The sequence below is a fragment of the Vibrio sp. R10-SG3-ISO10 genome (assembly GCF_059834185.1).
The window spans coordinates 204,429-226,750 of sequence record NZ_JCBDHG010000020.1; the positions used below are offsets into that span (position 1 = coordinate 204,429).

Annotated in this window: 17 protein-coding genes; 11 read left to right on the plus strand and 6 right to left on the minus strand. The window is 45.1% G+C overall.

What is annotated here, in order from left to right; all coding sequences use genetic code 11:
• The first annotated feature begins 65 nt into the window (after positions 1 to 65).
• The 5 genes from accD to purF all read left to right on the plus strand — a co-directional run bounded on the left by accD (position 66) and on the right by purF (position 4,943).
• The gene (gene accD, locus AC6R16_RS10945) at positions 66 to 992 is read left to right on the plus strand and encodes an acetyl-CoA carboxylase, carboxyltransferase subunit beta (protein WP_004747649.1); all 927 of its coding nucleotides are present in this window, start codon (positions 66 to 68) and stop codon (positions 990 to 992) included.
• A gap of 44 nt (positions 993 to 1,036) precedes the next feature.
• Positions 1,037 to 2,302: a bifunctional tetrahydrofolate synthase/dihydrofolate synthase gene (folC, locus tag AC6R16_RS10950; RefSeq protein WP_500674376.1), complete on the plus strand. Its 1,266-nt coding sequence runs from the start codon at positions 1,037 to 1,039 to the stop codon at positions 2,300 to 2,302.
• Positions 2,303 to 2,839 (plus strand): SPOR domain-containing protein, encoded by a 537-nt coding sequence (locus AC6R16_RS10955; RefSeq protein ID WP_500674377.1) that lies wholly within the window; start codon positions 2,303 to 2,305, stop codon positions 2,837 to 2,839.
• Positions 2,840 to 2,902: 63 nt separating this feature from the next.
• Positions 2,903 to 3,394, plus strand: a complete 492-nt coding sequence (locus AC6R16_RS10960; RefSeq protein ID WP_004747653.1) for a CvpA family protein — start codon at positions 2,903 to 2,905, stop codon at positions 3,392 to 3,394.
• Between the two features lie 34 nt (positions 3,395 to 3,428).
• Positions 3,429 to 4,943: an amidophosphoribosyltransferase gene (gene purF / locus AC6R16_RS10965; RefSeq protein WP_500640899.1), complete on the plus strand. Its 1,515-nt coding sequence runs from the start codon at positions 3,429 to 3,431 to the stop codon at positions 4,941 to 4,943.
• 492 nt (positions 4,944 to 5,435) lie between these two features.
• Here the strand turns inward: purF and znuB are convergent, their stop codons facing one another.
• Both znuB and znuC read right to left on the minus strand, forming a co-directional pair.
• Positions 5,436 to 6,221, minus strand: a complete 786-nt coding sequence (znuB, locus tag AC6R16_RS10970) for a zinc ABC transporter permease subunit ZnuB (protein WP_171322485.1) — start codon at positions 6,219 to 6,221, stop codon at positions 5,436 to 5,438.
• Positions 6,214 to 6,999, minus strand: coding sequence for a zinc ABC transporter ATP-binding protein ZnuC (gene znuC, locus AC6R16_RS10975; protein WP_500640898.1), 786 nt, complete (start codon positions 6,997 to 6,999; stop codon positions 6,214 to 6,216). Before znuC ends, znuB begins: the two co-directional genes overlap by 8 nt.
• Positions 7,000 to 7,079: 80 nt before the next feature.
• Between znuC and znuA the strand changes: the two genes are divergently transcribed.
• The 5 genes from znuA (at position 7,080) to AC6R16_RS11000 (ending at position 15,202) form a co-directional block, all read left to right on the plus strand.
• Positions 7,080 to 7,967: a zinc ABC transporter substrate-binding protein ZnuA gene (znuA, locus tag AC6R16_RS10980; RefSeq protein ID WP_500674378.1), complete on the plus strand. Its 888-nt coding sequence runs from the start codon at positions 7,080 to 7,082 to the stop codon at positions 7,965 to 7,967.
• Between the two features lie 254 nt (positions 7,968 to 8,221).
• Positions 8,222 to 11,479 carry a helix-turn-helix domain-containing protein gene (locus AC6R16_RS10985; protein WP_500674655.1) on the plus strand — a complete coding sequence of 1,086 codons (3,258 nt, stop codon included), beginning with the start codon at positions 8,222 to 8,224 and terminating at the stop codon, positions 11,477 to 11,479.
• 992 nt (positions 11,480 to 12,471) lie between these two features.
• A complete protein-coding gene (locus tag AC6R16_RS10990) occupies positions 12,472 to 12,699 on the plus strand; it encodes a FeoA family protein (RefSeq protein ID WP_500640896.1) in 228 nt (75 codons plus the stop codon).
• A complete protein-coding gene (feoB, locus tag AC6R16_RS10995) occupies positions 12,699 to 14,975 on the plus strand; it encodes a Fe(2+) transporter permease subunit FeoB (RefSeq protein ID WP_500674379.1) in 2,277 nt (758 codons plus the stop codon). The genes AC6R16_RS10990 and feoB overlap by 1 nt, the downstream gene beginning before the upstream one ends.
• Positions 14,972 to 15,202 (plus strand): FeoC-like transcriptional regulator, encoded by a 231-nt coding sequence (locus tag AC6R16_RS11000; RefSeq protein ID WP_500640894.1) that lies wholly within the window; start codon positions 14,972 to 14,974, stop codon positions 15,200 to 15,202. The genes feoB and AC6R16_RS11000 overlap by 4 nt, the downstream gene beginning before the upstream one ends.
• Positions 15,203 to 15,269: 67 nt before the next feature.
• Here AC6R16_RS11000 and AC6R16_RS11005 read toward each other — a convergent pair whose 3' ends face one another.
• The 3 genes from AC6R16_RS11005 to AC6R16_RS11015 all read right to left on the minus strand — a co-directional run bounded on the left by AC6R16_RS11005 (position 15,270) and on the right by AC6R16_RS11015 (position 18,637).
• Positions 15,270 to 15,698, minus strand: a complete 429-nt coding sequence (locus AC6R16_RS11005) for an HIT family protein (RefSeq protein ID WP_500674380.1) — start codon at positions 15,696 to 15,698, stop codon at positions 15,270 to 15,272.
• Between the two features lie 121 nt (positions 15,699 to 15,819).
• Complete coding sequence (gene argS, locus AC6R16_RS11010) at positions 15,820 to 17,553, minus strand: arginine--tRNA ligase (RefSeq protein ID WP_500674381.1); 1,734 nt, start codon at positions 17,551 to 17,553, stop codon at positions 15,820 to 15,822.
• Positions 17,554 to 17,998: 445 nt separating this feature from the next.
• Positions 17,999 to 18,637, minus strand: coding sequence for a TIGR04219 family outer membrane beta-barrel protein (locus tag AC6R16_RS11015; RefSeq protein WP_500674382.1), 639 nt, complete (start codon positions 18,635 to 18,637; stop codon positions 17,999 to 18,001).
• 227 nt (positions 18,638 to 18,864) lie between these two features.
• Here AC6R16_RS11015 and AC6R16_RS11020 point away from each other — a divergent pair, with 227 nt between their 5' ends.
• Entirely contained in the window at positions 18,865 to 19,464 is a 600-nt protein-coding gene (locus AC6R16_RS11020; RefSeq protein WP_500674383.1) for a VOC family protein, read from the plus strand.
• Between the two features lie 21 nt (positions 19,465 to 19,485).
• On the opposite strand, the gene AC6R16_RS11025 is transcribed toward AC6R16_RS11020, so the two are convergent.
• A complete protein-coding gene (locus tag AC6R16_RS11025; RefSeq protein WP_500674384.1) occupies positions 19,486 to 22,260 on the minus strand; it encodes an insulinase family protein in 2,775 nt (924 codons plus the stop codon).
• Between the last annotated feature and the right edge of the window lie 62 nt (positions 22,261 to 22,322).

The window sequence follows — 22,322 nt, forward strand, 5'->3', positions numbered from 1 at the left end:
TCACGCGTAAATTCAGAATTTGTATCCCTCGCTTTAGGCGTGGGAGTAGAGAGAAAAGGTCTTCCATGAGTTGGCTTGAAAAGATTTTAGAAAAAAGCAACATCGTTAGTTCACGTAAAGCGTCTATCCCTGAAGGGGTTTGGACTAAATGTACTTCATGTGAACAGGTGCTTTACCACGCTGAACTAGAGCGTAACCTAGAAGTGTGTCCGAAATGTGACCATCACATGCGTATGAGAGCGCGTCGTCGCCTTGAAACATTCCTAGACGAAGATAATCGTGTAGAGATTGCCGACGAGCTTGAGCCGCAAGATAAACTGAAGTTCAGAGACTCGAAGAAATACAAAGATCGTATTTCTGCGGCTCAGAAAAGCAGTGGCGAGAAAGATGCACTAGTTGTAATGAAAGGTGAGCTTCTTGGCCAACCTATCGTTGCGTGTGCATTTGACTTCTCTTTCATGGGTGGTTCAATGGGTTCTGTTGTTGGTGCGCGTTTTGTTCGTGCAGCAGAAGCAGCGATGGAAGCAAACTGTGGTCTAGTGTGTTTCTCAGCAAGTGGTGGTGCACGTATGCAAGAGGCGCTAATGTCTCTAATGCAGATGGCAAAAACCAGTGCAGCGCTAGAGCGCATGTCTGCAAAAGGTCTACCTTTCATTTCAGTGATGACTGACCCTACTATGGGTGGTGTATCTGCGAGTTTAGCGATGCTGGGTGATATCAACATCGGTGAGCCAAAAGCACTGATCGGTTTTGCAGGTCGTCGTGTAATTGAACAAACTGTACGTGAAGATCTACCGGAAGGTTTCCAGCGTAGTGAATTCCTTCTGGAGCATGGTGCAATCGATATGATCGTTGACCGCCGTGAAATGCGTCAGCGTATTGGTAGCCTAATGGCGAAGATGAACAACAATCCATCACCTTTGGTGGTTTCTGTTAACGATTCGCCAAATGAAGCTGCTTATTCTGTACCAGAAGCAGACGAAAAAGGGTAAAGTAACTCACTAACAAGCAACCACAATCAATTGGTTATAGTTAGATGAGTCAAAGCCAAATTCCTCAAGCCACATCTCCACTGTCGATGTGGCTTGATTATTTAACCAACATCCATACCTCTGCGATAGACCTAGGTCTAGACCGCGTTCAAGCTGTTGCTCAATCAGCAAACCTTACTAAACCTGCTCCTACTGTTATTACTGTTGCTGGTACTAATGGCAAAGGTTCTACTTGTGCCTTAATGGAAGCGATCTTACTTGATGCTGGCTACTCTGTTGGTGTCTACAGTTCTCCTCATCTCATTCGTTACAACGAACGTGTTCGTATCAATGGCGAAGATCTTAGTGATGATAAGCATGCGCAAGCGTTTGATTTTATCGAGAAACAGCGCGGCGAAATCAGCTTAAGCTTATTCGAATATGGCACCCTAGCTGCCTTGCGTCTTTTCCAAACAGAGAAAGTAGATGTTGTTCTGCTTGAAGTTGGATTAGGTGGTCGCTTAGATGCGACCAATGTGGTGGATCATGATGTTTCTGTGATTACTAGCCTAGCCATCGATCATGTTGATTGGCTTGGTGATGATATCAATGTGATCGGTTTCGAGAAGGCGGGTATTTTCCGCAGCGGTAAACCTGCAATCTGTGGTCAACCAAAAGCGCCTGCGACTGTTGCAGCTCACGCTGATGATATTGGTGCAGAGTTCTACCCTGTTGATATTCAGTACAGCTACAAGCTGCAAAACGAGTCGATTTGGCAGTGGACACATGGAAGTTACACCCTCGACGAACTCCCTGTCCCAGGTTTACCCCTACAAAATGCAGCGACCGCGCTTATGGCACTGGCGACAGCGAACTTAGACCTAAGCGATGTGAACATCGTGAATGGACTTAAAAACGCGCAATTACCCGGTCGTATGCAAGTGATCAGCACAGAGCCAACAATCTTGTTAGATGTTGCGCACAACCCGCACTCTGCAGAGTACTTAGTTGAACGTGTTGGGCAAAAATACCAAGGTAAGAACATTCATACTGTGGTGGCAATGCTGCACGATAAAGACGTTGAAGCGACGCTCAATGCGCTAAGCCCAATCGCTGCCAATTGGTATCCAGCTTCTCTTTCTGGTCCACGTGCGGCGAGTTCAGATGAACTATGTCAGTACCTGCCGTCAGGGACTGCCGAGTATTCGAATCCAGTTGAAGCATTTGAAGCGGCATTGACAAACGCAACGCCACAAGATGTCATCCTCGTTGTTGGTTCTTTCCACACTGTGGGTGAAGTGCTAGAGCATTGGCAAAACAAAGGTGAATAAATGGCAAGCAAATTTCAGAGCCGTCTCGTTGGTACCATTATCCTTGTCGCAATAGGGATTATTGTTTTACCAGATGTATTAGATGGCAAGAAAACCCATTACAAAGAAGAAATCGCAAGCATCCCCCTTAAACCAGAGCTCGACAGCGAGCTTGAAAGTTTTGAAATACTTGATCCGGTTGATGATAGTCAAAGTTTACCTGACACGCCGATTGAAGTTGCGGTGACTCAGGAACCTATAGCTGAAGATAAGCCGTTGCCAGTGGTAATAAAAGAAGTCCCAGAGCGTAACGAATACCAAGATAGCGCCTGGATCGTCCAGCTCATGGCATTGAAGAATGCTGACAACGCCAAAAATCTGGTTAAGGATCTACAAAAGCGCGGTTATCAGGCACACACCAAACCCGAAAATGGTTTTACCCGAGTCATTATTGGTCCTGATGTTTCAAAGAGTAAGCTTGAGCGCCAGATCATCGAACTGGAAAAAATTACCGGTTCAAAAGGTCAATTGCTCAAATTTAAACCACTAAATCCATAAGAAAACGTTTGCGTCAGCGTTTTTTCTGTTAAAATGCGCGCCAACTTAAGATGTAAGTACAGAATGAATCCGTTAGATATTGTCATTTTAGGTGTGATCGGCCTGTCGGCTTTGATCAGTTTAGTTCGTGGTTTCGCTAAAGAAGCGTTGTCATTAGTGATTTGGTTTGGAGCGTTTTTTATCGCGAGTCAGTACTACGCGAAACTAGCGGTCTACTTTACCAATATCCAAGATGACATGTTCCGCAACGGTGCCGCGATTGCAGCCTTGTTTATTGCCACTTTAATCGTTGGTGCTCTCGTCAACTACGTGATCGCCCAACTGGTGCAAAAAACAGGTTTGTCGGGGACAGATAGAGTATTAGGCGTCGTCTTTGGCGGTTTGCGTGGTGTTCTTATTGTGTCTGCCGGGCTATTTTTTATGGATGCGTTTACATCGTTTCCAGACTCACAGTGGTGGAAAGGTTCGCAACTGGTGCCGGAGTTTAGCCGCGTCATTGCCCCTTTCTTCGAACACTTACAAGCAACATCTAGTTTCTTATCTGGCGCGCTATAACGCGCCAGTCATTGTCAAAATCGAGGGTTAGGACATGTGTGGTATTGTTGGAATCGTGGGCACTTCGCCTGTAAACCAGTCTATCTATGATGCATTGACGGTATTGCAGCATCGTGGCCAAGATGCCGCGGGTATTTGTACCATAGAAAGCAATCGTTTTCGTCTGAGAAAAGCGAATGGTTTGGTCAAAGATGTGTTTGAAGCTAAACACATGCAAAGACTCCAAGGCAACGTAGGTATCGGCCATGTTCGTTACCCAACGGCAGGCAGTTCAAGCGCGTCAGAAGCTCAACCTTTCTATGTAAACTCTCCATTTGGTATCACGCTAGCGCACAACGGTAACCTTACCAATGCGTCTGAAGTCCGTGAAAAACTGTTTGAGAAAGACCGTCGTCACGTAAACACAACTTCAGACTCTGAAGTGTTACTTAACGTACTTGCTCATGAAATTGATACCGTAAAAGGTAACGTCACGGCTGACGACGTGTTCCGCGCAGTCACCAACGTTCACCGTACTATCCGTGGCGCATACGCAGTAACAGCGATGATTATTGGCCACGGTATGGTAGCCTTTCGCGACCCTAACGGCATTCGCCCTCTATGCCTAGGTAAACGCGAAGTTGCAGGTACAACCGAATACATGGTTGCTTCAGAGTCTGTGGCGCTAGATGCAGTTGGTTTTGACTTCCTACGCGACGTTGCACCAGGTGAAGCGATTTACGCGACGTTTGATGGCCAACTGCACACTAAGCAGTGTGCTGACAATCCAGTACTCAACCCATGTATCTTCGAGTTTGTTTACTTCGCTCGTCCAGACTCATTTATCGACAAAATCTCGGTATACAGCGCACGCGTTGAAATGGGTAAAAAGCTCGGTGACCGCATCCGTGACGAGTACGACCACCTAGATATCGATGTGGTAATTCCAATTCCAGAAACATCATGTGATATCGCACTACAGATTGCTCAAGCGATTGATAAGCCATACCGCCAAGGTTTCGTGAAAAACCGTTACGTTGGCCGTACCTTCATCATGCCGGGTCAGCAACAACGTAAGAAATCTGTACGTCGTAAGCTAAACGCAATCCGTTCTGAGTTTAAAGATAAGAACGTACTTCTGGTTGATGACTCTATTGTACGTGGCACCACCTCTGAGCAAATCATCGAGATGGCTCGCGACTCAGGTGCGAAGAAAGTCTTCATGGTATCGGCTGCACCAGAAATTCGCTTCCCGAATGTGTACGGCATTGACATGCCAAGCGCAACTGAGCTTATCGCTCACGGCCGTGACAATGACGCAATCTGTCAGCAAATCGGCGCAGATGAGCTTATCTTCCAAACCATCGATGACCTAGTCGACGCAGTTGGCATGGGTAACCGTGATGTTGAGAAGTTTGAAACGTCAGTCTTCAGTGGCGAATACGTTACAGGCGATATCGACCAAGCTTACCTAGACTTCCTAGAGTCTCTACGCAGCGATGACGCGAAAGTACAACGCGAGATCCAGCAAGACCTAGCAAACCTAGAGCTGCATAACGAAGGCGCGTAGAGCGGGAACGCTGCGCTCGGGAACGGGCTTCGCTCTACGGAGCGCTTCGCTGCTGGAAAGCTAATTAGCAAGAGATAGACAAAAACCGATGCTGTGCATCGGTTTTTTTGTTTTGAGAACGGACTTCGTCCTTCGAGAACGCTTCGCTTCGAGAGTCTAGAATCGAGATCGGGCTTCTCACTTCGTGTTGCTTCGTTTCGCTGAAACAACGCCAAGGTCATTTTATAGAGAGACGAAGGAACGAGTAGGAAATCTCTGAAGGTTATCTGCTCGCTGAAAGAGATCCCCAACTCGCTCGTGCCTCACTCTTGAGGATGACAGCATCATAAGGGTTGACGTGACCATCAGCTCTGCAAACTATTTCCAGTTTTCCAGTTTTCCAGTTTTCCAGTTTTCCAGTTTTCCAGTTTTCCAGTTTTCCAGTTTTCCAGTTTTCCAGTTTTCCAGTTTTCCAGTTTTCCTTAGGACGAAGTCCGTTCCCGCATCTCGCTCTTAGCCCTTAACCCGATAAAGCTGACTCAACATAAACATCGCTGTTGCACTGATAACCACAGACGGGCCAGCAGGGGTGTCGTAGTGCCAAGACATACTCAAACCAAGCAGAACTGCAATTGCACCTATGATAGAGGCGAGCAGTGCCATTTGCTCTGGTGCTTTGGCAAAGCGGCGCGCGGTTGCGGCAGGGATGATCAATAGAGATGTCATGATGAGTGCTCCAACGAACTTCATACCAATGGCGATCACAAGACCAACCATGAGCATCAAGATTAGGCGCATTAAGTCGACGTTGTGGCCTTCTACTGCTGCTAAATCTTCATTGACTGTAGTAGAGAGTAGTGAGCGCCAAAATAGGGCGAGTACCGAAGAGACAATAGCTACGCCGATGTAAATGTAAACAAGGTCTTCAGGTGTTACTGCTAATAAGTCACCGAAAAGATAACTCATTAAATCAATACGCACGTTATCAAGGAAGCTGACTGCGACTAAACCGAGTGATAGGGCACTGTGAGCAAGAATACCGAGTAGGGTATCTGTGGCAACAAGTTGCTGTTTTTGCAAGGTGACTAAGATAACCGCTAGCGCCAAACAACAAACCGTGAGTGCTAGGTAAAGGTTAATATCTAACAAGAAGCCGAGTGCTAACCCCATTAGAGACGCGTGAGCTAATGTATCGCCAAAGTAGGCCATACGACGCCAAACGACAAAAGAGCCTAAAGGTCCGGCGATTAATGCGATACCTAAGCCCGCCAAAATGGAAGGAAGTAAAAACTCAATCATGATGATGACCGTGAGAATGATTTGAACAATTGTCAGCATCACCATCGACGGGATCGCCAGCGAGATCATGATGGTGATGGTTGTGCTGATGGTGATAGAAGGCAAAGGGTTGCTGATGAGTATGACCAAACAGCGCGATATAACTTGGGTGCTGTGCAATATCAGCAGGCGCGCCAGAGCAGCAGACATGGTGGTTAATACATACGACGTCATCTGTTTTTGCCATCACCAAGTGTAAATCGTGAGAAACCATAAACACGGCACAGTTAAAGCGATGACGAATTGTATCTATCAGCTCATACAAATCAATCTGACCTTGAACGTCGACACCTTGCGCAGGTTCATCCAGCACTAAAATGTCAGGACGTTGAAGCAATGCTCGTGCAAGGAGAACACGTTGGTTCTCACCGCCTGATAGAGAATGCATGTTGCTCTTGAATAGGTGCTCAGCACCGACTAACTTCAGCGCATCGTTCAACTCTTGTTTGCTGTATTTACCTGCTAAACGCAGAAAACGCTCAACATTAAGTGGCAACGAGTCATTGAGCCTAAGCTTTTGCGGTACATAACCGATCTTTAGCCCTTTCGGCTTGGTGACTGTTCCGCTGAAGGTTTTTTGTAGACCAAGAAGCACTTTGACCAGAGTAGACTTTCCTGCTCCGTTCGGGCCTATTAGTGTGGTTATCTCGCCTCTGTTAAGACGAAGAGAAATGTTATCAAGTACTTTTCGTTCACCAAATTGAACGCAAATATTATTGAGTTCGACTAGAGTCGACATGAATGGAACTCATTTGCAATTGACTAATGTTATAATGTAACATTTATTCACTCTTATAACTAGTCGGTAATCATCATAATATGAAACGTTTTCTAACGGCTTGCGCGATTGTACTTGCAAGTACGTCTATTGCCCAAGCATCAACCGTTCTAACCAGTATCAAACCAATTCAGCTGATCACAATTGAATTGACAAAAAACATCTCGCAACCTGATGTACTCCTGGGTTCTAATACCTCACCTCATGACTATGCATTGCGTCCTTCAGATGTAAAGCGTCTGCGAAATGCGGATCTTGTAGTTTGGTACGGTAATGACTTAGAACCGTTCTTAACGAAAGTCCTTAAAGAGCAAGGTAATGTACTTACATTGAGTGATATCAATGGATTAGAGTTGCGTGAGTTTGCTGGTGGCCATCACGACCACCATGGTCACGACGGGCATGATCATGGTTCTCACGATCCTCACTTTTGGTTAGGCTATAAACCGACAATGCAAGTTGCTGAAGCGATCACGCAAAAACTTGTTGAACTAGATGCGAGCAACAAGGCTGAGTACGCAAAAAACCTAGAAGCGTTTAAGCAGCAGTTAACTGAACAGAAAGCGGCAATTACTAAACAGCTAGCGCCTGTTGCGGACGCTGGCTACTATGTTTTCCATGATGCTTACGGTTACTTTGAGCAAGACTTTCCTCTAAATCACCTTGGTTACTTTACGGTGAGCCCTGAACGCAAACCTGGCGCGAAAACCCTGATCTCTATCCGTAAAACGCTAGCGGCAGAAAAAGCTCGATGTGTATTTTCAGAGCCTCAATTCACTCCAGCAGTGGTTGAATCTGTCACTCGTGGTAGCAACGCTAAAACAGGTGTACTTGATCCGTTAGGAATTGACGTCGAAGCGGTTGAAGGTGGCTACTTTAAGTTCAAGCAGAATCTTGCTGATAGTTTTAGTAATTGCTTAATGCGTTAAATATGACATTCAGCCAAAGGTTTGTGCCTTTGGCTGACTTATTATCTGTGAACTCCTCGAAAAACTTACCAACTATTTCCTTTCCTTACTTGTTAATCCTCCGATTTCCTAGATAATTATTATCACAAAATAACAATAGAGCTTTTAGGCTCAGCGCACCAACGAATGGATCTTTATTCTCTGCTGCTAGGAAATGGATTATCTTGAGTAAGATTGTTACTTTGCTGCTTTTTATTCTCTATTCGGGAGTAACGATCGCGGCAAACACGTCACCTAAGCTGTTTTATCCTTTGCCAACTTTAGCGCAGGGGAAGGTATTCGCTGCCAAGCAGTTATTCCTTGCTGATGAGGGAGGGATATGGTTGCAGGACGTACGCGATCAAGTGTTGTTTTTTGATGGGCAACATATCCTCCCTGAGAAGGGCTCGGCGCTTGATCATGAAGCGTCACAAATCGCTTTTCTAGATAACGCATTTTGGTCGTTCTTCCAAAACGAAATCTACCGTACTGTTCCTAATCAAGAGAAGGAGTTGGTGTTTAGTTTAACGCCAGGTACAGAGATTCTAAAAATTGGCTCATCCAAACGCTTTATCTGGGTTTCTGATGAACGTAATTTTTATACTTATCAAATTGATAGCGGTGAGTTTCAGACTTTCTCGCTGATGGAGTTGTATCAGTACAACCAGTCGTCTCAAATCGCGATTAATGACGCTAAGTTTATTTTCTCTAAGTGGGTCGTTGCGACCAATGCTGGTGTTTACCTCTCTGAGGGGAGCCATTTTGAGCATGTTTCAAGCTCTGGTAAAAACTATGTCGAAAAGCTCTACTTCTCTGAAAAGCGACGTGAACTGATCATTGGTTCACTTAATGGCGCGCTTATTTTCAACATTAATAAGCCGAACGAGCCAATTCGCACCATCGCGGGTAGTCATGTATTGAGCATTACCGAAACAGATCAGGAGTACTGGATTGGCACCGAAAAGGGTCTGTTTGTTTATACCTTCTTAACAGGTGAAACTCAGAAGTTTGAGCAGGGGATTGGAGTAGGCAACAGCTTAGCAGGCGAAAAGATCTACTCTCTTCTCAACGACAATACCGGTGGGATCTGGGTCGCCACCGATCGCGGTGTCCGCTATTTTTCTCTCTACTCACATAAGTTTACCCGCTATTCAAATGAAGATATGTCCGTCGTTAGCCGAGGAGAAAAGCTCGTCGAACTTTATCGTAGTAAAGGACAAGACGGTTATTGGCTACTGACCAATAAGGGCGTGTTTAGGTTAAATCTAGTTAAATCTGCTTCTCGCAAGCCGATATTTCGCGGCAAAGTGCATGACATAGAAGAGCATAATGGCGTCCTGTGGTTGGCAACGGATAAAGGAATCGTCTGCGTTGACGCAGATACCGGCGACGTTATTGAAGACGACTTGCCCAACTTCCTAAAAAACACCACAGTGAAGTTTCTAGAGTTTAATCATGATCAAATGCTCTGGGGAGCAAGTGATACGCAGCTGTGGAGCTTCGATTTGGTCAGTCGTAAGCTAACACAGTATGGTTCTGAATGGATGATCGACAAGTATCTACCTGCTCAGTTAACCCAAATGTACGTGACTTCACAAGATTACGTCACATTAGGTACAGAGCACGGAATATATCTAGTCCGTGATGGCCAGATTCGTTTCGTGGGTGAAAGTATCCCGTTTGGAGAGGTGATTGATGCAGTTCAGCCATCCGAAAGTGAGCTGTGGGTGGCTAGTCGTTATGGGTTATATCGTTTAGATTTGTTCACAAATAACGTCGAGCCCATTGATATGGTTGATGGGCACGTGACACCAAAATGCTTGATCCACAACCAAGACGGTATCTGGCTGACCTCATCGACAGGATTATCGCGTTACACACCTCAAGGCTCACTTACTCAGCATTATGGTGAGCCATTCGGTGTCATCAGTAATGAGTTTTTGCCAGGAGTGTGTACTTTTGGTAGTGACAGCGAAAGAACCATTTTCTTAGGCGCGGATAGTAGCCTAGTGAAAGTGAATACCCAGCAATTAATGGTGAGTCGTTTACCTGATACCCGCGTGGTATTTAGCCAAATCAAACGCAATCAAAAACTTTTCTCATTAGCCAACACTGTGCAAGAGACACCACAAATAGGTTATGGAGAGTCTATCTTTTTCCAATTTGGCTTCGTGCCAAGTGCAAGCAATATCAATCTCGAATATCGATTGAATCAAAGCAGTGACTGGCAAGCTCTGGATGGCAGTACCTTGACCATAGAACATCTCATGCCTGGTGAATATAGCTTAGAAGTTCGTGCCGTCAGAAATGGGCGAGTAAAAGGGGAAAGTAACAGCTATCAGTTTACGGTCACTGAGCCTTGGTTCTTTAGTCACATAGCGATAGTCAGCTATGTGTTAGCGGTACTGATCGTTATCGCGGGCATTGTTTACTGGCGTTCACGCTTAATGGCGAAGTCAAACCGATTACTTAAAGCTCAAGTAGCGCTCAAAACGAATCAGCTACGTCATCAAAGCCGTGTTTTACTTGGAAACAACAATCAGCTGCGCAAACAGCTCGAAGTTCGTTGGCTGATTTATAGTCAATCTGTCAATGAGTTAAAAGAGAGGCTCAAAACAACGGCTTCCCAATCGTTGACCCATGAACAGCTTATTGGCTATTTGCAGGCAGAACTGGAAACGTTAATCAATGTTCGTTCAACTAACGGACAAGCTCTACCTGTGTTTAATCTGACAATGATAGTGAACTCGGTGATCAGTAGTTGGAAAGACGAATTAGCAAAGGTGGGAGTGACTGTTGAGTTTGAGTCTGAGCAAGAGCTATTTATTGGCCTCAATGATTTTAATCTCGATGAGTTATTTAACCTATTGTTTGATGGTATTTTAAGACGCTGCTATCGCAATCAAACGGTAGTGATTCAGTTAGTGCAAAAAGGGGAGATGGTTGTTTTCTCTATGCTGGATCAAGGGGATGCCTTTGACTCCAACTCTGGTAGCGTTACATCATCAGATAACTTGCATAAGCTTGTCACCCAAAGCGGTGGTGAGATGAACTTGTTTAGCTCACAGGATCGAAACCTATTGGAAATCAGTTGGCAAGAGAGCGTCTCGTTCGAAAGCAGCCCTATTGTGATGCCAGCAGATGAAGAGTGCGCTGAACTTGTTCAAGATGATCCATGGTTATCAAAAGTGATTCAATTAGTTGACGAGCACTTTACCGATCCAGAGTTTAGTACTTCATCGGCGGCAAAGATGTTGTACGTATCGGAACGAAGCCTCCAGCGTAGGCTTAAATCATCAATAGAAAAAACCTTCACTGAGTATTTGACCGAAGTGCGTTTAGACAACGCATGCCGCCGATTGCTCGCCGGAGAAAAGGTGTCGGATGTTGCCTTCGAGTGTGGCTTTAACGATCCTTCTTACTTTAGTCATAGGTTCAAACACCGTTTCGGCATGTCACCTACTCAGTTTGTCGAGCAACAAAGCCGCTATTAACCGCAATAAGCAATCAGCGCGTGCCACAGTGTACTGATAGCGAGTTAATAATACGCTGTCAGGCATTCGCTTCTTTAGCTCGAATAATCCAATCCGAACAGGTAAAAGCTGATAGTTTTTAGGAATGCCACTCTGATACCAAGCAAGCTAAATATCGGGTTACTATTCTTGCGCGATTAACTGACCACCTATTTACCTCTAGTAGTATAGCTCTGTTTTGAAACTACGATTTAAATCCTCAAAAAGCTATTGCAGATACGGCTAAAGGATATAATCGCTTTGCGTGGATTGCGTGGATTGCGTGGATTGCGTGGATTGCGTGGATTGCGTGGATTGCGTGGATTGCGTGGATTGCGTGGATTGCGTGAATGTGGAGGGATAGGAAGAAAAAAATATCGTGGTATAGCCGGGGGGACTATACCACGGGTGCCAACGACACCTTCGCTTGCTGCCGGAGTGACGCTGGTGCGCCACCTCTGGAATTCAATGTTGTCTTAAGGGATTCCCTCTTGACGTGATTAACTATAACGAGTGGGACTTTTTTTACTTATAAAATTAACGCCAAGATGACATAAGAAAAGCGACAGGTGTCTAACTTGTTGTAATTTAAGAGTAAATGGAAAATTCTGCTTATTTGTATCAGTAATTGTTCTGACTGAATCGTAAGGAAAATCTATCTTTTGACGTAATTGACGAGTGTGGTTTTAACGTTTTTATCTGGAATGAGCCAAGTTAACGACATTCAATTACTAATTAAAGAGAGTCTTATAAGAGAGCATGTAATTTACCTAATACTCGTTCCAGGCCCTCATAGATAACGGCGAGCGTAATCCCTATCTATAACTTCTTAATCGATAAATTGAGCCAGATATTCTCAACGCATCTATCGAAACTTGGAAACATTGATTTCAGGCAAGATCTGCTAAAAGAGATGAAGATAAAATTGTAAGCATAAATAACAATCCTTCTCATTATAAATAACTGGTCTCGCAATGAAACTCTCACAGCTACAACAAGGGCAAGTGGCCACTATTACTGGTTTCTCGGAGCTCTCTAACGACGTTCGTAAAAAACTGATGGTGATGGGGCTTTTGCCACAAACACCTGTCACTCTGATTCGAAAAGCACCAATGGGTGACCCGCTACAGGTCGAAGTTCGCGGAGTTTCGCTTGCTGTTCGCGTTAACATTGCCGATGCAATCACAGTGGAGACTAACTAATGGAATACAAGATTCTAACTGTTGGTAACCCTAACAGTGGTAAAACGACACTTTTCAATGGCCTAACAGGTGCTAAACAACAAGTTGGTAACTGGGCAGGGGTGACTGTTGAGAAGAAAACCGGTAAGTACTCACATTCTAGCGACGACTTCTTGCTTACCGACCTTCCAGGCATCTATGCATTAGACAGTGGGAATGATGGTAACAGTATTGATGAGTCCATTGCGTCAAGAGCGGTGTTAACTCACCCGGCTGACTTAATTATCAATGTCGTAGACGCCACCTGTCTCGAACGCAGCTTATATATGACTTTGCAGTTGCGTGAGCTTGGCCGCCCTATGGTTGTTGTGCTTAACAAGATGGATGCACTAAAGCGTGAACGTCAGACTATCGACATTAAAGCACTCGAAAAAGTCCTTGGTTGTCCTGTGATGGCAATCTCCGCTAACAACAAATCTCAAGTTCATGCCTTTAAGGACCGCCTACATAAGGCTTTGGTACAAGGGGTTGCATTAAATGAAATACGCCTAGACTACGGGGCAGAATTTGAGCAAGCAATTGAAACTATTGCACCAATCTTTAAATCGCAATCTGAAGTTTCAGAGCGAGCATTGGCGATTCGTGCACTAGAAAACGATCTTCTGGTGATTAACTCTTTGGCGGAATCTGACCGAGTAATTGTTAAAGCGGAGCAGCAAAAAGTCGCTCTCGATATCGATCTATTGGTTGCAGATGTGAAATACACTTTCCTTCATCAGCAGTGCCAGAAAGTCCGTCGTAGCGAGGGCAAGTTAAGCCATAGTTTTACCGAGAAAGTCGATGCCGTCATTCTCAACAAATGGGTAGGTGTGCCATTCTTCTTCATTGTCATGTACCTGATGTTTATGTTCTCGATCAACATCGGTAGTGCCTTTATCGACTTCTTTGACATCGGTGTTGGCGCTTTACTTGTTGATGGTGGACACTACTTACTCGATGACCACCTGCCTGTATGGCTAGTGACCTTATTAGCCGACGGCGTTGGTGGTGGTATCCAAACAGTGGCTACATTTATTCCAGTGATTGCTTGTCTGTATCTTTTCCTGGCGGTGCTCGAAAGTTCTGGCTATATGTCTCGCGCGGCATTTGTGCTTGATAAAGTGATGCAGAAAATTGGCCTACCGGGCAAAGCCTTTGTTCCACTGGTTTTAGGCTTTGGATGTAACGTGCCTTCCATTATGGCAACGCGTACGCTCGATCAAGAGCGTGAAAGAAAACTCGCGGCTTCTATGGCACCCTTTATGTCATGTGGTGCGCGACTGCCTGTTTATGCATTATTCGCCGCGGCATTCTTTCCGCAAAGTGGTCAAAACATTGTTTTCGCACTGTATCTATTGGGTATCGTTGCAGCTGTGTTTACGGGGCTGGTTCTGAAGAAGACACTTTACCCAGGCTCAAGTGATAGCCTAGTAATGGAGATGCCAGACTACGAACTGCCGACGATGCGCAATGTCGTGATTAAGACGTGGCAAAAGTTGAAGCGCTTTGTTTTGGGCGCGGGTAAAACCATCGTTGTGGTTGTAACGATTCTGAGCTTCCTAAACTCGGTAGGTACAGATGGTTCATTTGGCAACCAAGACAGCGAAAACTCCGTGCTTTCTAAAGCATCGCAAATTGTTACGCCAGTGTTCGCTCCTATTGGCATTCAAGAGGATAATTGGCCTGCGACGGTTGGTATCATCACGGGTATCTTTGCCAAAGAAGCGGTAGTCGGTACATTAAATAGTCTTTATGCACCAAGCGAAGAAGAAGGTGGTGAATACGACTTGATGGTGAGCCTTGAAGAAGCGGTGATGTCAATTCCAGATAATCTAGCAGGGCTTAGCTACTCAGATCCACTAGGTATCGAAGTCGGTGACTTGACTGACAGCCAAGCGGTTGCAGAGGAGCAAGAAGTAGACACGTCTATCTTTGGTAACTTGAAAGGCTATTTTGCTTCAAGCAATGCGGCATTTGCATATCTGATCTTTATCTTGCTTTACACACCATGTGTTGCGGCAATGGGTGCTTACGTGCGTGAGTTTGGTCAGAAATATGCCCGCTTTATTGCGGTATGGACGATGGGCTTAGCTTACGGTAGTGCGGCGCTTTATTACCAAGTTACTCACTTCGTTGATCACCCTGTTACCAGTTCAGCGTGGATCGCAGGTATCTTGTTAGTGAGCTTTGCGACCTATCGTGTTCTTAAGTCAGTAGGTAGCAAGCAAAGCCAAACTTTAGAGGTACAAACCGCATGATTCTTTCTGAGCTAAAGCAATGTATTGAACAAAGCGGGAGCATCTCTCGTCGCGAGTTAGCGAAGAAGTTTGCTATGAGTGAAGACGGTGTTGATGCGATGCTCTCAGTGTGGATAAAAAAGGGAAAGATCTCACGATTTGTCGACACTAATGCGTCACACAATGTCACTCGTATCAGGTACGTGAAAGTCAAGGCTGATGCCTTAGCTCTGAATGTCACCATGTAGGTGATTTGTGATAGCAAAAGCCGTTCTTGATAGAACGGCTTTTTAATACGCGCTTAGGGAAAATCAGCTACGCGGGAGTGAAAATAGAGCTCAATGAGAGAACATTTTTAATTCGACTCAAAAGCTGCTCTTGCTCCTCATCACTGCGGAATTGACCATCTGTATTACCCCAAACTGGGCCCGGCCAAGCGATGTCATCTTTAAAGCGAGCAATGTGGTGAATGTGCAGTTGAGGTACCATGTTGCCAAGTGCACCAAGATTCAACTTGTCAGGCTGGAGTGTGGCTTCTAACGCTTGGCTTACCGCTTGTGATTCTAACAAGAACTGTTGCTGCTCTTTCATCGGCAAGTGATGTAACTCTTTTAAGTTGCTTCGCTTAGGTACCAGGATAACCCAAGGTACAGCGTTGTCTTTATGCAGTAGAGCAAGGCATAAAGGGAATTGACCAATCACAGTGGTATCTTTAGCGAGTTGAGGGTGCAGTTCAAAACTCATGTCATAATCCGGTAGGTAATTAACTGATTGGCTTAGTATACGCCAAATAAAACAAAAGGTTGACGCTCTCACGCCAACCTTCCAATTTCTCTCGATTCTCGATTCTCGATTCTCGATTCTCTTACATACGCTCTAGCGTATCGATACCAAGTAGAGATAGACCTTGCTTGATAGTTTTCGCTGTTAAAGCGGCTAGCTTCAAGCGGCTTTGCTTCACAGACTCATCTTCACTGCTTAGGATCGGGCAAGCTTCATAGAAGCTAGAGAACTGACCCGCTAGCTCGAATAGGTAGCTACACATAATGTGTGGTTGACCTTCACGAGCAACAGATTGAACCGCCTCTTCGAATTGAAGAAGTTTAGCAATCAGCGCTTTCTCTTTCTCTTCAGTAACTTTGATCTCACCAGACAACTCATCCATAGAGATACCTGCTTTAGCGAAGATAGAAGAAACACGAGTAAAGGCGTATTGCATGTACGGTGCAGTGTTACCTTCGAATGCTAGCATGTTGTCCCAGTCAAACACGTAGTCTGTGGTACGGTGCTTAGATAGGTCAGCATACTTAACCGCTGCCATAGCGACCGTTTTCGCGATGTTTGCTTTCTCTTCAGACTCAAGGTCAGCGTTCTTCGATTCGATCAGCTTAATTGCGCGCTCTTCTGCTTCATCAAGAAGATCAGCAAGACGAACTGTACCACCTGCACGAGTCTTAAATGGACGACCATCTTTGCCTAGCATCATACCGAAAGCGTGGTGCTCTAAAGAAACTTCTTCTGGCACATAGCCCGCTTTACGAACGATAGTCCAAGCTTGCATTAGGTGTTGGTGCTGACGAGAGTCAATAAAGTAAAGTACGCGATCTGCGCCTAGTGTTTCATAACGGTACTTAGCACAAGCGATATCTGTGGTTGTGTATAGGAAACCGCCATCACGCTTCTGGATGATAACACCCATCGCTTCGCCGTCTTTGTTTTTGTATTCATCTAGGAACACAACTTGAGCGCCGTCATCTTCTTGCGCTAGACCTTGCTGTTTAAGGTCAGCAACAATGCCAGGTAACATGTCGTTGTACATGCTTTCGCCCATCACGTCATCGCGAGTTAGAGAGACGTTTAGACGATCGTAGTTACGTTGGTTTTGAACCATAGTAACGTCGACAAGCTTTTTCCACATTTCAGCGCAGTATTCGTCACCGCTCTGAAGTTTTACAACGTAGTTACGCGCTCTTACGGCGAACTCTTCGTCTTCGTCGTATAGCTTCTTAGACTCGCGGTAGAAAGCTTCAAGGTCTGAAAGCTCCATTGAAACTTCACCAGACTCTTTTTGTACGCGTTCTAGGTTAGCGATAAGCATACCGAACTGAGTACCCCAGTCACCGATGTGGTTAGCACGAACAACTTTGTGGCCAAGGAACTCTAGCGTACGAACAACAGCATCACCGATGATAGTTGAACGTAGGTGGCCTACGTGCATTTCTTTAGCAACGTTTGGTGCAGAGTAGTCAGCAACAATCGTTTTCTGTTCTTCTGCTGCAACGCCTAAACGAGCATCTGCTAGAGCTACGTCAGCTTGCTTAGCAAGGAACTCTTCGCTTAAGAAAATGTTGATGAAGCCAGGGCCTGCGATTTCTGTTTTGCTCGCGATACCATCTAGGTCTAGAACATCCAATACTTTTTGCGCGAACTCGCGTGGGTTAGTCCCTAGTTTTTTTGCAACGCCCATCACACCATTGGCTTGGTAGTCACCAAACTGAGGTTTTGCAGATTGGCGAACAGCTGCAGGGCTGCCTGCAGGTGCGCCAGCGGCTTCTAAAGCCTGAGAAACTTTGTCATTAATAAGTGCTTGGATATTCACACGCGCTTCCTTCAATTCTTGGGAATTGGTTAGCTATGCATTCTTTACCATTCGGGTGATTCATCGAGAAGAACCATGAATAATATCCACCAAGTGGAGTGAATGCATATCTCGATCTAGTTCATAAATTTGGCGCACATAATAGCAACTTTATTGCTTCTCTTATAGGGAGTGAACTGGGAAATTTACTACTTTTCCTGATGATCTTGTTACTATTAGGAAAAAAATAACGTTTTGACTAAATCATTCAAGAGGAATGACTGTTCAAATCGTAAAGAACTGGGTTACGAACCAAACGCGAACGGTTTGATTTTATGCATAAAATTCATGGTTTAAGCGAGTTTCTGCATATTAATTGCCCATGTTTTGATTCGTTGGAGCACATGAACGAAAAAGACGGCTACAAAAGTGCCGTCTTTAGCGGTTTTTTAGTTTAGTTCAGTGACTAAAACTTTAGCTCTGCACCAAGGTAGTAGCCGTCCATACGGAAGCTAGTGTCCTTCGTCGCTTTATGTTTAAACTCGTTGTCCATAATTCGGTAACCTGCTTTTAGGCCTAAATCAAGTGGGCCCATTCCTATGGTCCATTTCGCACCAGCCTCACCGTCAAACGTTCGTGTACCATCATATTTACCCGCGGAAGCAGTAGAGTACAGGGTGATCGGTGTTGCCGGGATAGTAAACTCTACGTCACCGTAAAGGGCAGGTTGCCAATCGTTGTCTTTCACGCCAGAAAAATGCTGCATGTTTAGGCCGAAATCGAGACCGAGCATATTGGTATCAATTAAACGATAGTAAGCGATGTAGTCTACTTGTCGATAAGATAGGTCAGAGTTGTCAGACTTTACGTTTGTTGAGCGGATTTTTGCATTAGGAATTAACGGAACGAAGTGTTCAAAGCCGACGTAGTAAGAGTTCTGAGTACGGCGCTTATCTGCGTTAACGTCATTTACTTTGGATTTACCTGACCAGTAATCGTAGCCGCCTTTAATTTCAAACGTATCACCAGGTGCAGATAAGGCCGCAAATGGAGTTAAAGCAGAAAGGACTAGGCTAGCGCCCAGAAGAGTTTTCTTAAAAGACATGATAATGATCCCTTACTGATAGATGATTAAAATAAACGGCGCGCAATATAGCAGTATTCGCGGCTTTTAAAGTCCGGATAATGTCATTGTTTTACGTCGAACTAATGGTTTTGCTATCAACCATCATGTAAGGAATATAAGTGGCTGGGCGTTTGAATGATGTCTTCGCTGGTACTAGGCAAAATTCGACGGTAACATTCGCGCATTAGTACATAAAGGAAAGTTCGATGACTAGCCAATTACAGCAAGCTACTCTTTTGCCATCGCAAATGCAGCAAACCCTGCCTGAGTTCATTTCTCAAATCAAAACTCTCGCTGACAAGCTCGGATTAGACTTGTCTAACTATCAAGCCGATCATATTGCAATGCGCATTAATGAGCAGGATCTAGCTAAACAAGCTCATCAGGAGTGGCAAGAGTATGGGCAAGTTATCTCACAAGCGCAGATTAATGGCCGACCTATCGTGGTTATCGCGTTCGATAAGCCTCTTGAGAGCCATGGCTGGAGTTTTGAGTGTTTAGAATTACCTTATCCAGCAGAAGGGAAAATTTACCCGAAACAGGGCTGGGAGCACGTAGAGTTTGTGGTGCCTTCAATGGCGCAAACCGCAGATGATTACCTAGCTGATCTACAGAACCAATTCCCTGAATTTGCGGCTCAGTGGGAGAGGCTGCCAGAACTTGGTATCAAAACCAAGCTCTCAAGCCCGAAAGGAGAAGGTGAGCGTTTGAACAACCCAACGGTGGCATTCAAATGGCAAGGGGTGTGCATTAAGCTTCACCCCCATTCATTGAAAAAGATTGTTGAGTCTGAGCAGGCCGCTTAAGACTACAAGGTTAGACAGCAGTTAACCGAGTTCGATATCTTTAGGTCTCAATTGAAACTCTTCAATTGAGCCTATCTCCAAACCAAGATTTAGCTTCTCCGACTCATGATGCGCATTACCTTGAGTATGCATAATGAGGCGATTTGCTGTTCGCGGTTTAAGTTCGTTAACCACAAAACGAATCATGTCTGTGCGGGTTAACGCCTTAAGCTCTTCTAGCACCACTTCTCTCTGGTTGAATTCTGTATCCTTATTGCCAATAGCCACCCATAAGCGTTGAGCGCGTCCGCGTAAGGTAGTATCTGGGGTAGAGATTTGGTTCCACAGCCCTCGTTTACTACTATGCCACTGGTACTCATTCAGCTCGAGTAGCACCATATAGAAGGCGTTGAGGAACTCGTCAATGGAACTGATAAGGTCGATTGGTGCCGCATTAGGCGATTGAACATAAAGCGCAATCCCTGGGTGTCTATTCAACGGTAGGTTCCCCGTACCGACCATATAACCAAGTTGCTGCTTGGTCCGGATCTCATGGAAGAAAGTTGCAGACATCAAGTGGTTAGCTAAAGAGTACAAAGCGATGCTCTTTGGGCTGGTGTCATCACATTGGTAGTACAGCACGGTGGCCGAATCTTCTTGATCGCAGAAGACCTCTCTCTGGAATGAACCATTTTTGCCAAGCATGATAAGGGGACGCAAAGCTTCTTCATATTGCTGGTTTTGGACTCTCAATGCATCTTTGAGCGTGTTGCCAAGTGACAGTGCATCAGCTCTCGTCCAATCACCATAGACAAACATTTCGACGTGTAACTCGGCCAGAATTGCGTCGACAAAACTGGCTAACTCGTCCACTTCTATTGACTCTAAGGCTTCAACTAAGACTGAGTAAGGAGGGTTGTTTGGCTGTAAAATGCCCGTAAGTGCATTGAAAAGCTGTGAAATTGGACGATCTTGGGCGGAGTTACGCCAGTTCCTTAGCAGCTGCTGTTTGATAGTGCTAAATCGCTGGCTACTGAATTCACGCTTGGCAAACCTCTCAAGGATCTGTTTCATTAACTCGGGTTGTTTTTGGCTAAACCCTGAAATAGTGAGCGTCACTCCACCTTGATGGGCGTACATGTTGTAGCCCATCCCTGCGATTTCTGCTTGATAGGTATCAGCAGCTAAGCTATCCAAAAACATCTCTACGCAAAGGCGCGTCTTGACGATGTTTCGAGGGTTTTCGACGGCATGTGGGCTATCTATCGCGATGTAAACGACGCCTTTTGGTACGCGAAACTCATCATCTTGTAAATGCCACAGTTTAAAACCTGGTAACTCTTCCAACACTTGAGGGGTCGCGTGCGAAATCTCTAGCTCTTTAGGGTCAAGGTCGTAGCAAATGAAAGGATTTTTCTCTGGTAGTTTAAACACTAGTGGACTTGGCTGAAGATAGTGTTCAATTTGTTGCTGAGTAAACTCTGTCACTGAGTAGGGTGTGAAGTACCAATTGGCCGTTTTATCGTATTCATAGCCATGCGCGACCAGCGTCGTACGCAAATTCGTCGGTGAAAAATATTCAAGTAGTGATTTAAGCAGCACCTCATCGTAGCGCTCCATCATGAAATCACCGTAAACGATGTCTTGCTCTTGATAGTGCTGCATGTTGACAACCAAGTGGCTTACCAGATCGAGAGGGCGAGTGGGTTCTTGGAAGCGAAATGCAGATTCTAGAACGGCTTGCTTTTCTAGGTAACGCCACTCATCTAATCCGCTGTGTGCGATTAAAGAGATATAACTAAACACCGCTTGAGTAATATCGTCTATGTAGTCAAGGCCTAGAGGGGTGAGCGCACAACTGATTGTAAACTCGCGATAATTACTGCCACTTGTCCCGCCTCCAGCAGATAAAGAGGTAATCCAGCCTTTATCTTTTAGTACCAGCATCAAACTTCCTGCACCTTCGTAACCGAGTAGATGGGCAAAGTAGGACAAAGGTTTAGACTGATAGTGTTCATCCATACTTGGCATTGGGAAGGTTAGTATGAGTTTACGTATCTCTTTTACAGGTTCGACATTGACCAAGATAGAAGTCGATTGATTGTCGGTGTACGGCGCAGTGATACATTTTCCTGATAGCTCATGATTAGGAATCGCCGAGAATTTTTCGTGGCACCACGCTTCTAACTCATCTAGCTCTTGAGGACCAATCATTGTGAGCGTCATTAAGTCGGCGGAGTACTGTTCATAATGGAAGTTGACGATCTCATCTCGAATCGATTGCCCATTTCTATCAGCCAAAGTCTCTAAATTACCGACCGAAAACTTGCTAAAAGGATGGGCAGGGTTAACCAACTCTTTATGGACTTGGTACAGCCTTCTAGAGTCATCATTAAGTTTTAGCTTGTATTCAGATTCAACCGCTTGACGTTCTTTATCTAGCGCCTCTGGGTTAAAAAGAGGCGCGGTAAAAAACTGACTAAAACGATCGAGGCTTTGTTCAAAGGCGCTAGGAGAGACATCAAAAAAGAAACATGTGTGTTCTGTGCCAGTCCATGCGTTATTGCTACCGCCGTGTTGGTTAATATAGTTTTGAAACTCGCCAACTTTAGGGTACTTTTCTGTGCCCAAAAATAACATGTGCTCTAAGTAGTGGGCGAGACCTTCTCTATCGGAGGGGTCGTCGAAGTGACCAACATTCACTGCCAATGCAGCTGCGGACTTTTGCGCACTGTGATCGTGAATTAGTAAAACCTGTACACCGTTAGCTAAGGTGAGGTAACGGTACTGGTTCGTATCATTTGGACTAATGTGCACAATACACTCTCCGAACTTATGAAGTGGCCTTATAGACAATAGAGTAATTATGACTCGGATAT

Bases quoted from the DNA above. Each gene is read 5' to 3' on its own strand.
- AC6R16_RS11015 (WP_500674382.1), bottom strand. From the start codon at position 18,637: ATGTCTTTTAAGAAAACTCTTCTGGGCGCTAGCCTAGTCCTTTCTGCT.
- folC (WP_500674376.1), top strand. From the start codon at position 1,037: ATGAGTCAAAGCCAAATTCCTCAAGCCACATCTCCACTGTCGATGTGG.
- AC6R16_RS11005 (WP_500674380.1), bottom strand. From the start codon at position 15,698: ATGAGTTTTGAACTGCACCCTCAACTCGCTAAAGATACCACTGTGATT.
- purF (WP_500640899.1), top strand. From the start codon at position 3,429: ATGTGTGGTATTGTTGGAATCGTGGGCACTTCGCCTGTAAACCAGTCT.
- AC6R16_RS10990 (WP_500640896.1), top strand. From the start codon at position 12,472: ATGAAACTCTCACAGCTACAACAAGGGCAAGTGGCCACTATTACTGGT.
- AC6R16_RS11020 (WP_500674383.1), top strand. From the start codon at position 18,865: ATGACTAGCCAATTACAGCAAGCTACTCTTTTGCCATCGCAAATGCAG.
- znuA (WP_500674378.1), top strand. From the start codon at position 7,080: ATGAAACGTTTTCTAACGGCTTGCGCGATTGTACTTGCAAGTACGTCT.
- feoB (WP_500674379.1), top strand. From the start codon at position 12,699: ATGGAATACAAGATTCTAACTGTTGGTAACCCTAACAGTGGTAAAACG.
- znuB (WP_171322485.1), bottom strand. From the start codon at position 6,221: ATGATTGAGTTTTTACTTCCTTCCATTTTGGCGGGCTTAGGTATCGCA.
- AC6R16_RS10960 (WP_004747653.1), top strand. From the start codon at position 2,903: ATGAATCCGTTAGATATTGTCATTTTAGGTGTGATCGGCCTGTCGGCT.
- AC6R16_RS11000 (WP_500640894.1), top strand. From the start codon at position 14,972: ATGATTCTTTCTGAGCTAAAGCAATGTATTGAACAAAGCGGGAGCATC.
- accD (WP_004747649.1), top strand. From the start codon at position 66: ATGAGTTGGCTTGAAAAGATTTTAGAAAAAAGCAACATCGTTAGTTCA.
- AC6R16_RS10955 (WP_500674377.1), top strand. From the start codon at position 2,303: ATGGCAAGCAAATTTCAGAGCCGTCTCGTTGGTACCATTATCCTTGTC.
- znuC (WP_500640898.1), bottom strand. From the start codon at position 6,999: ATGTCGACTCTAGTCGAACTCAATAATATTTGCGTTCAATTTGGTGAA.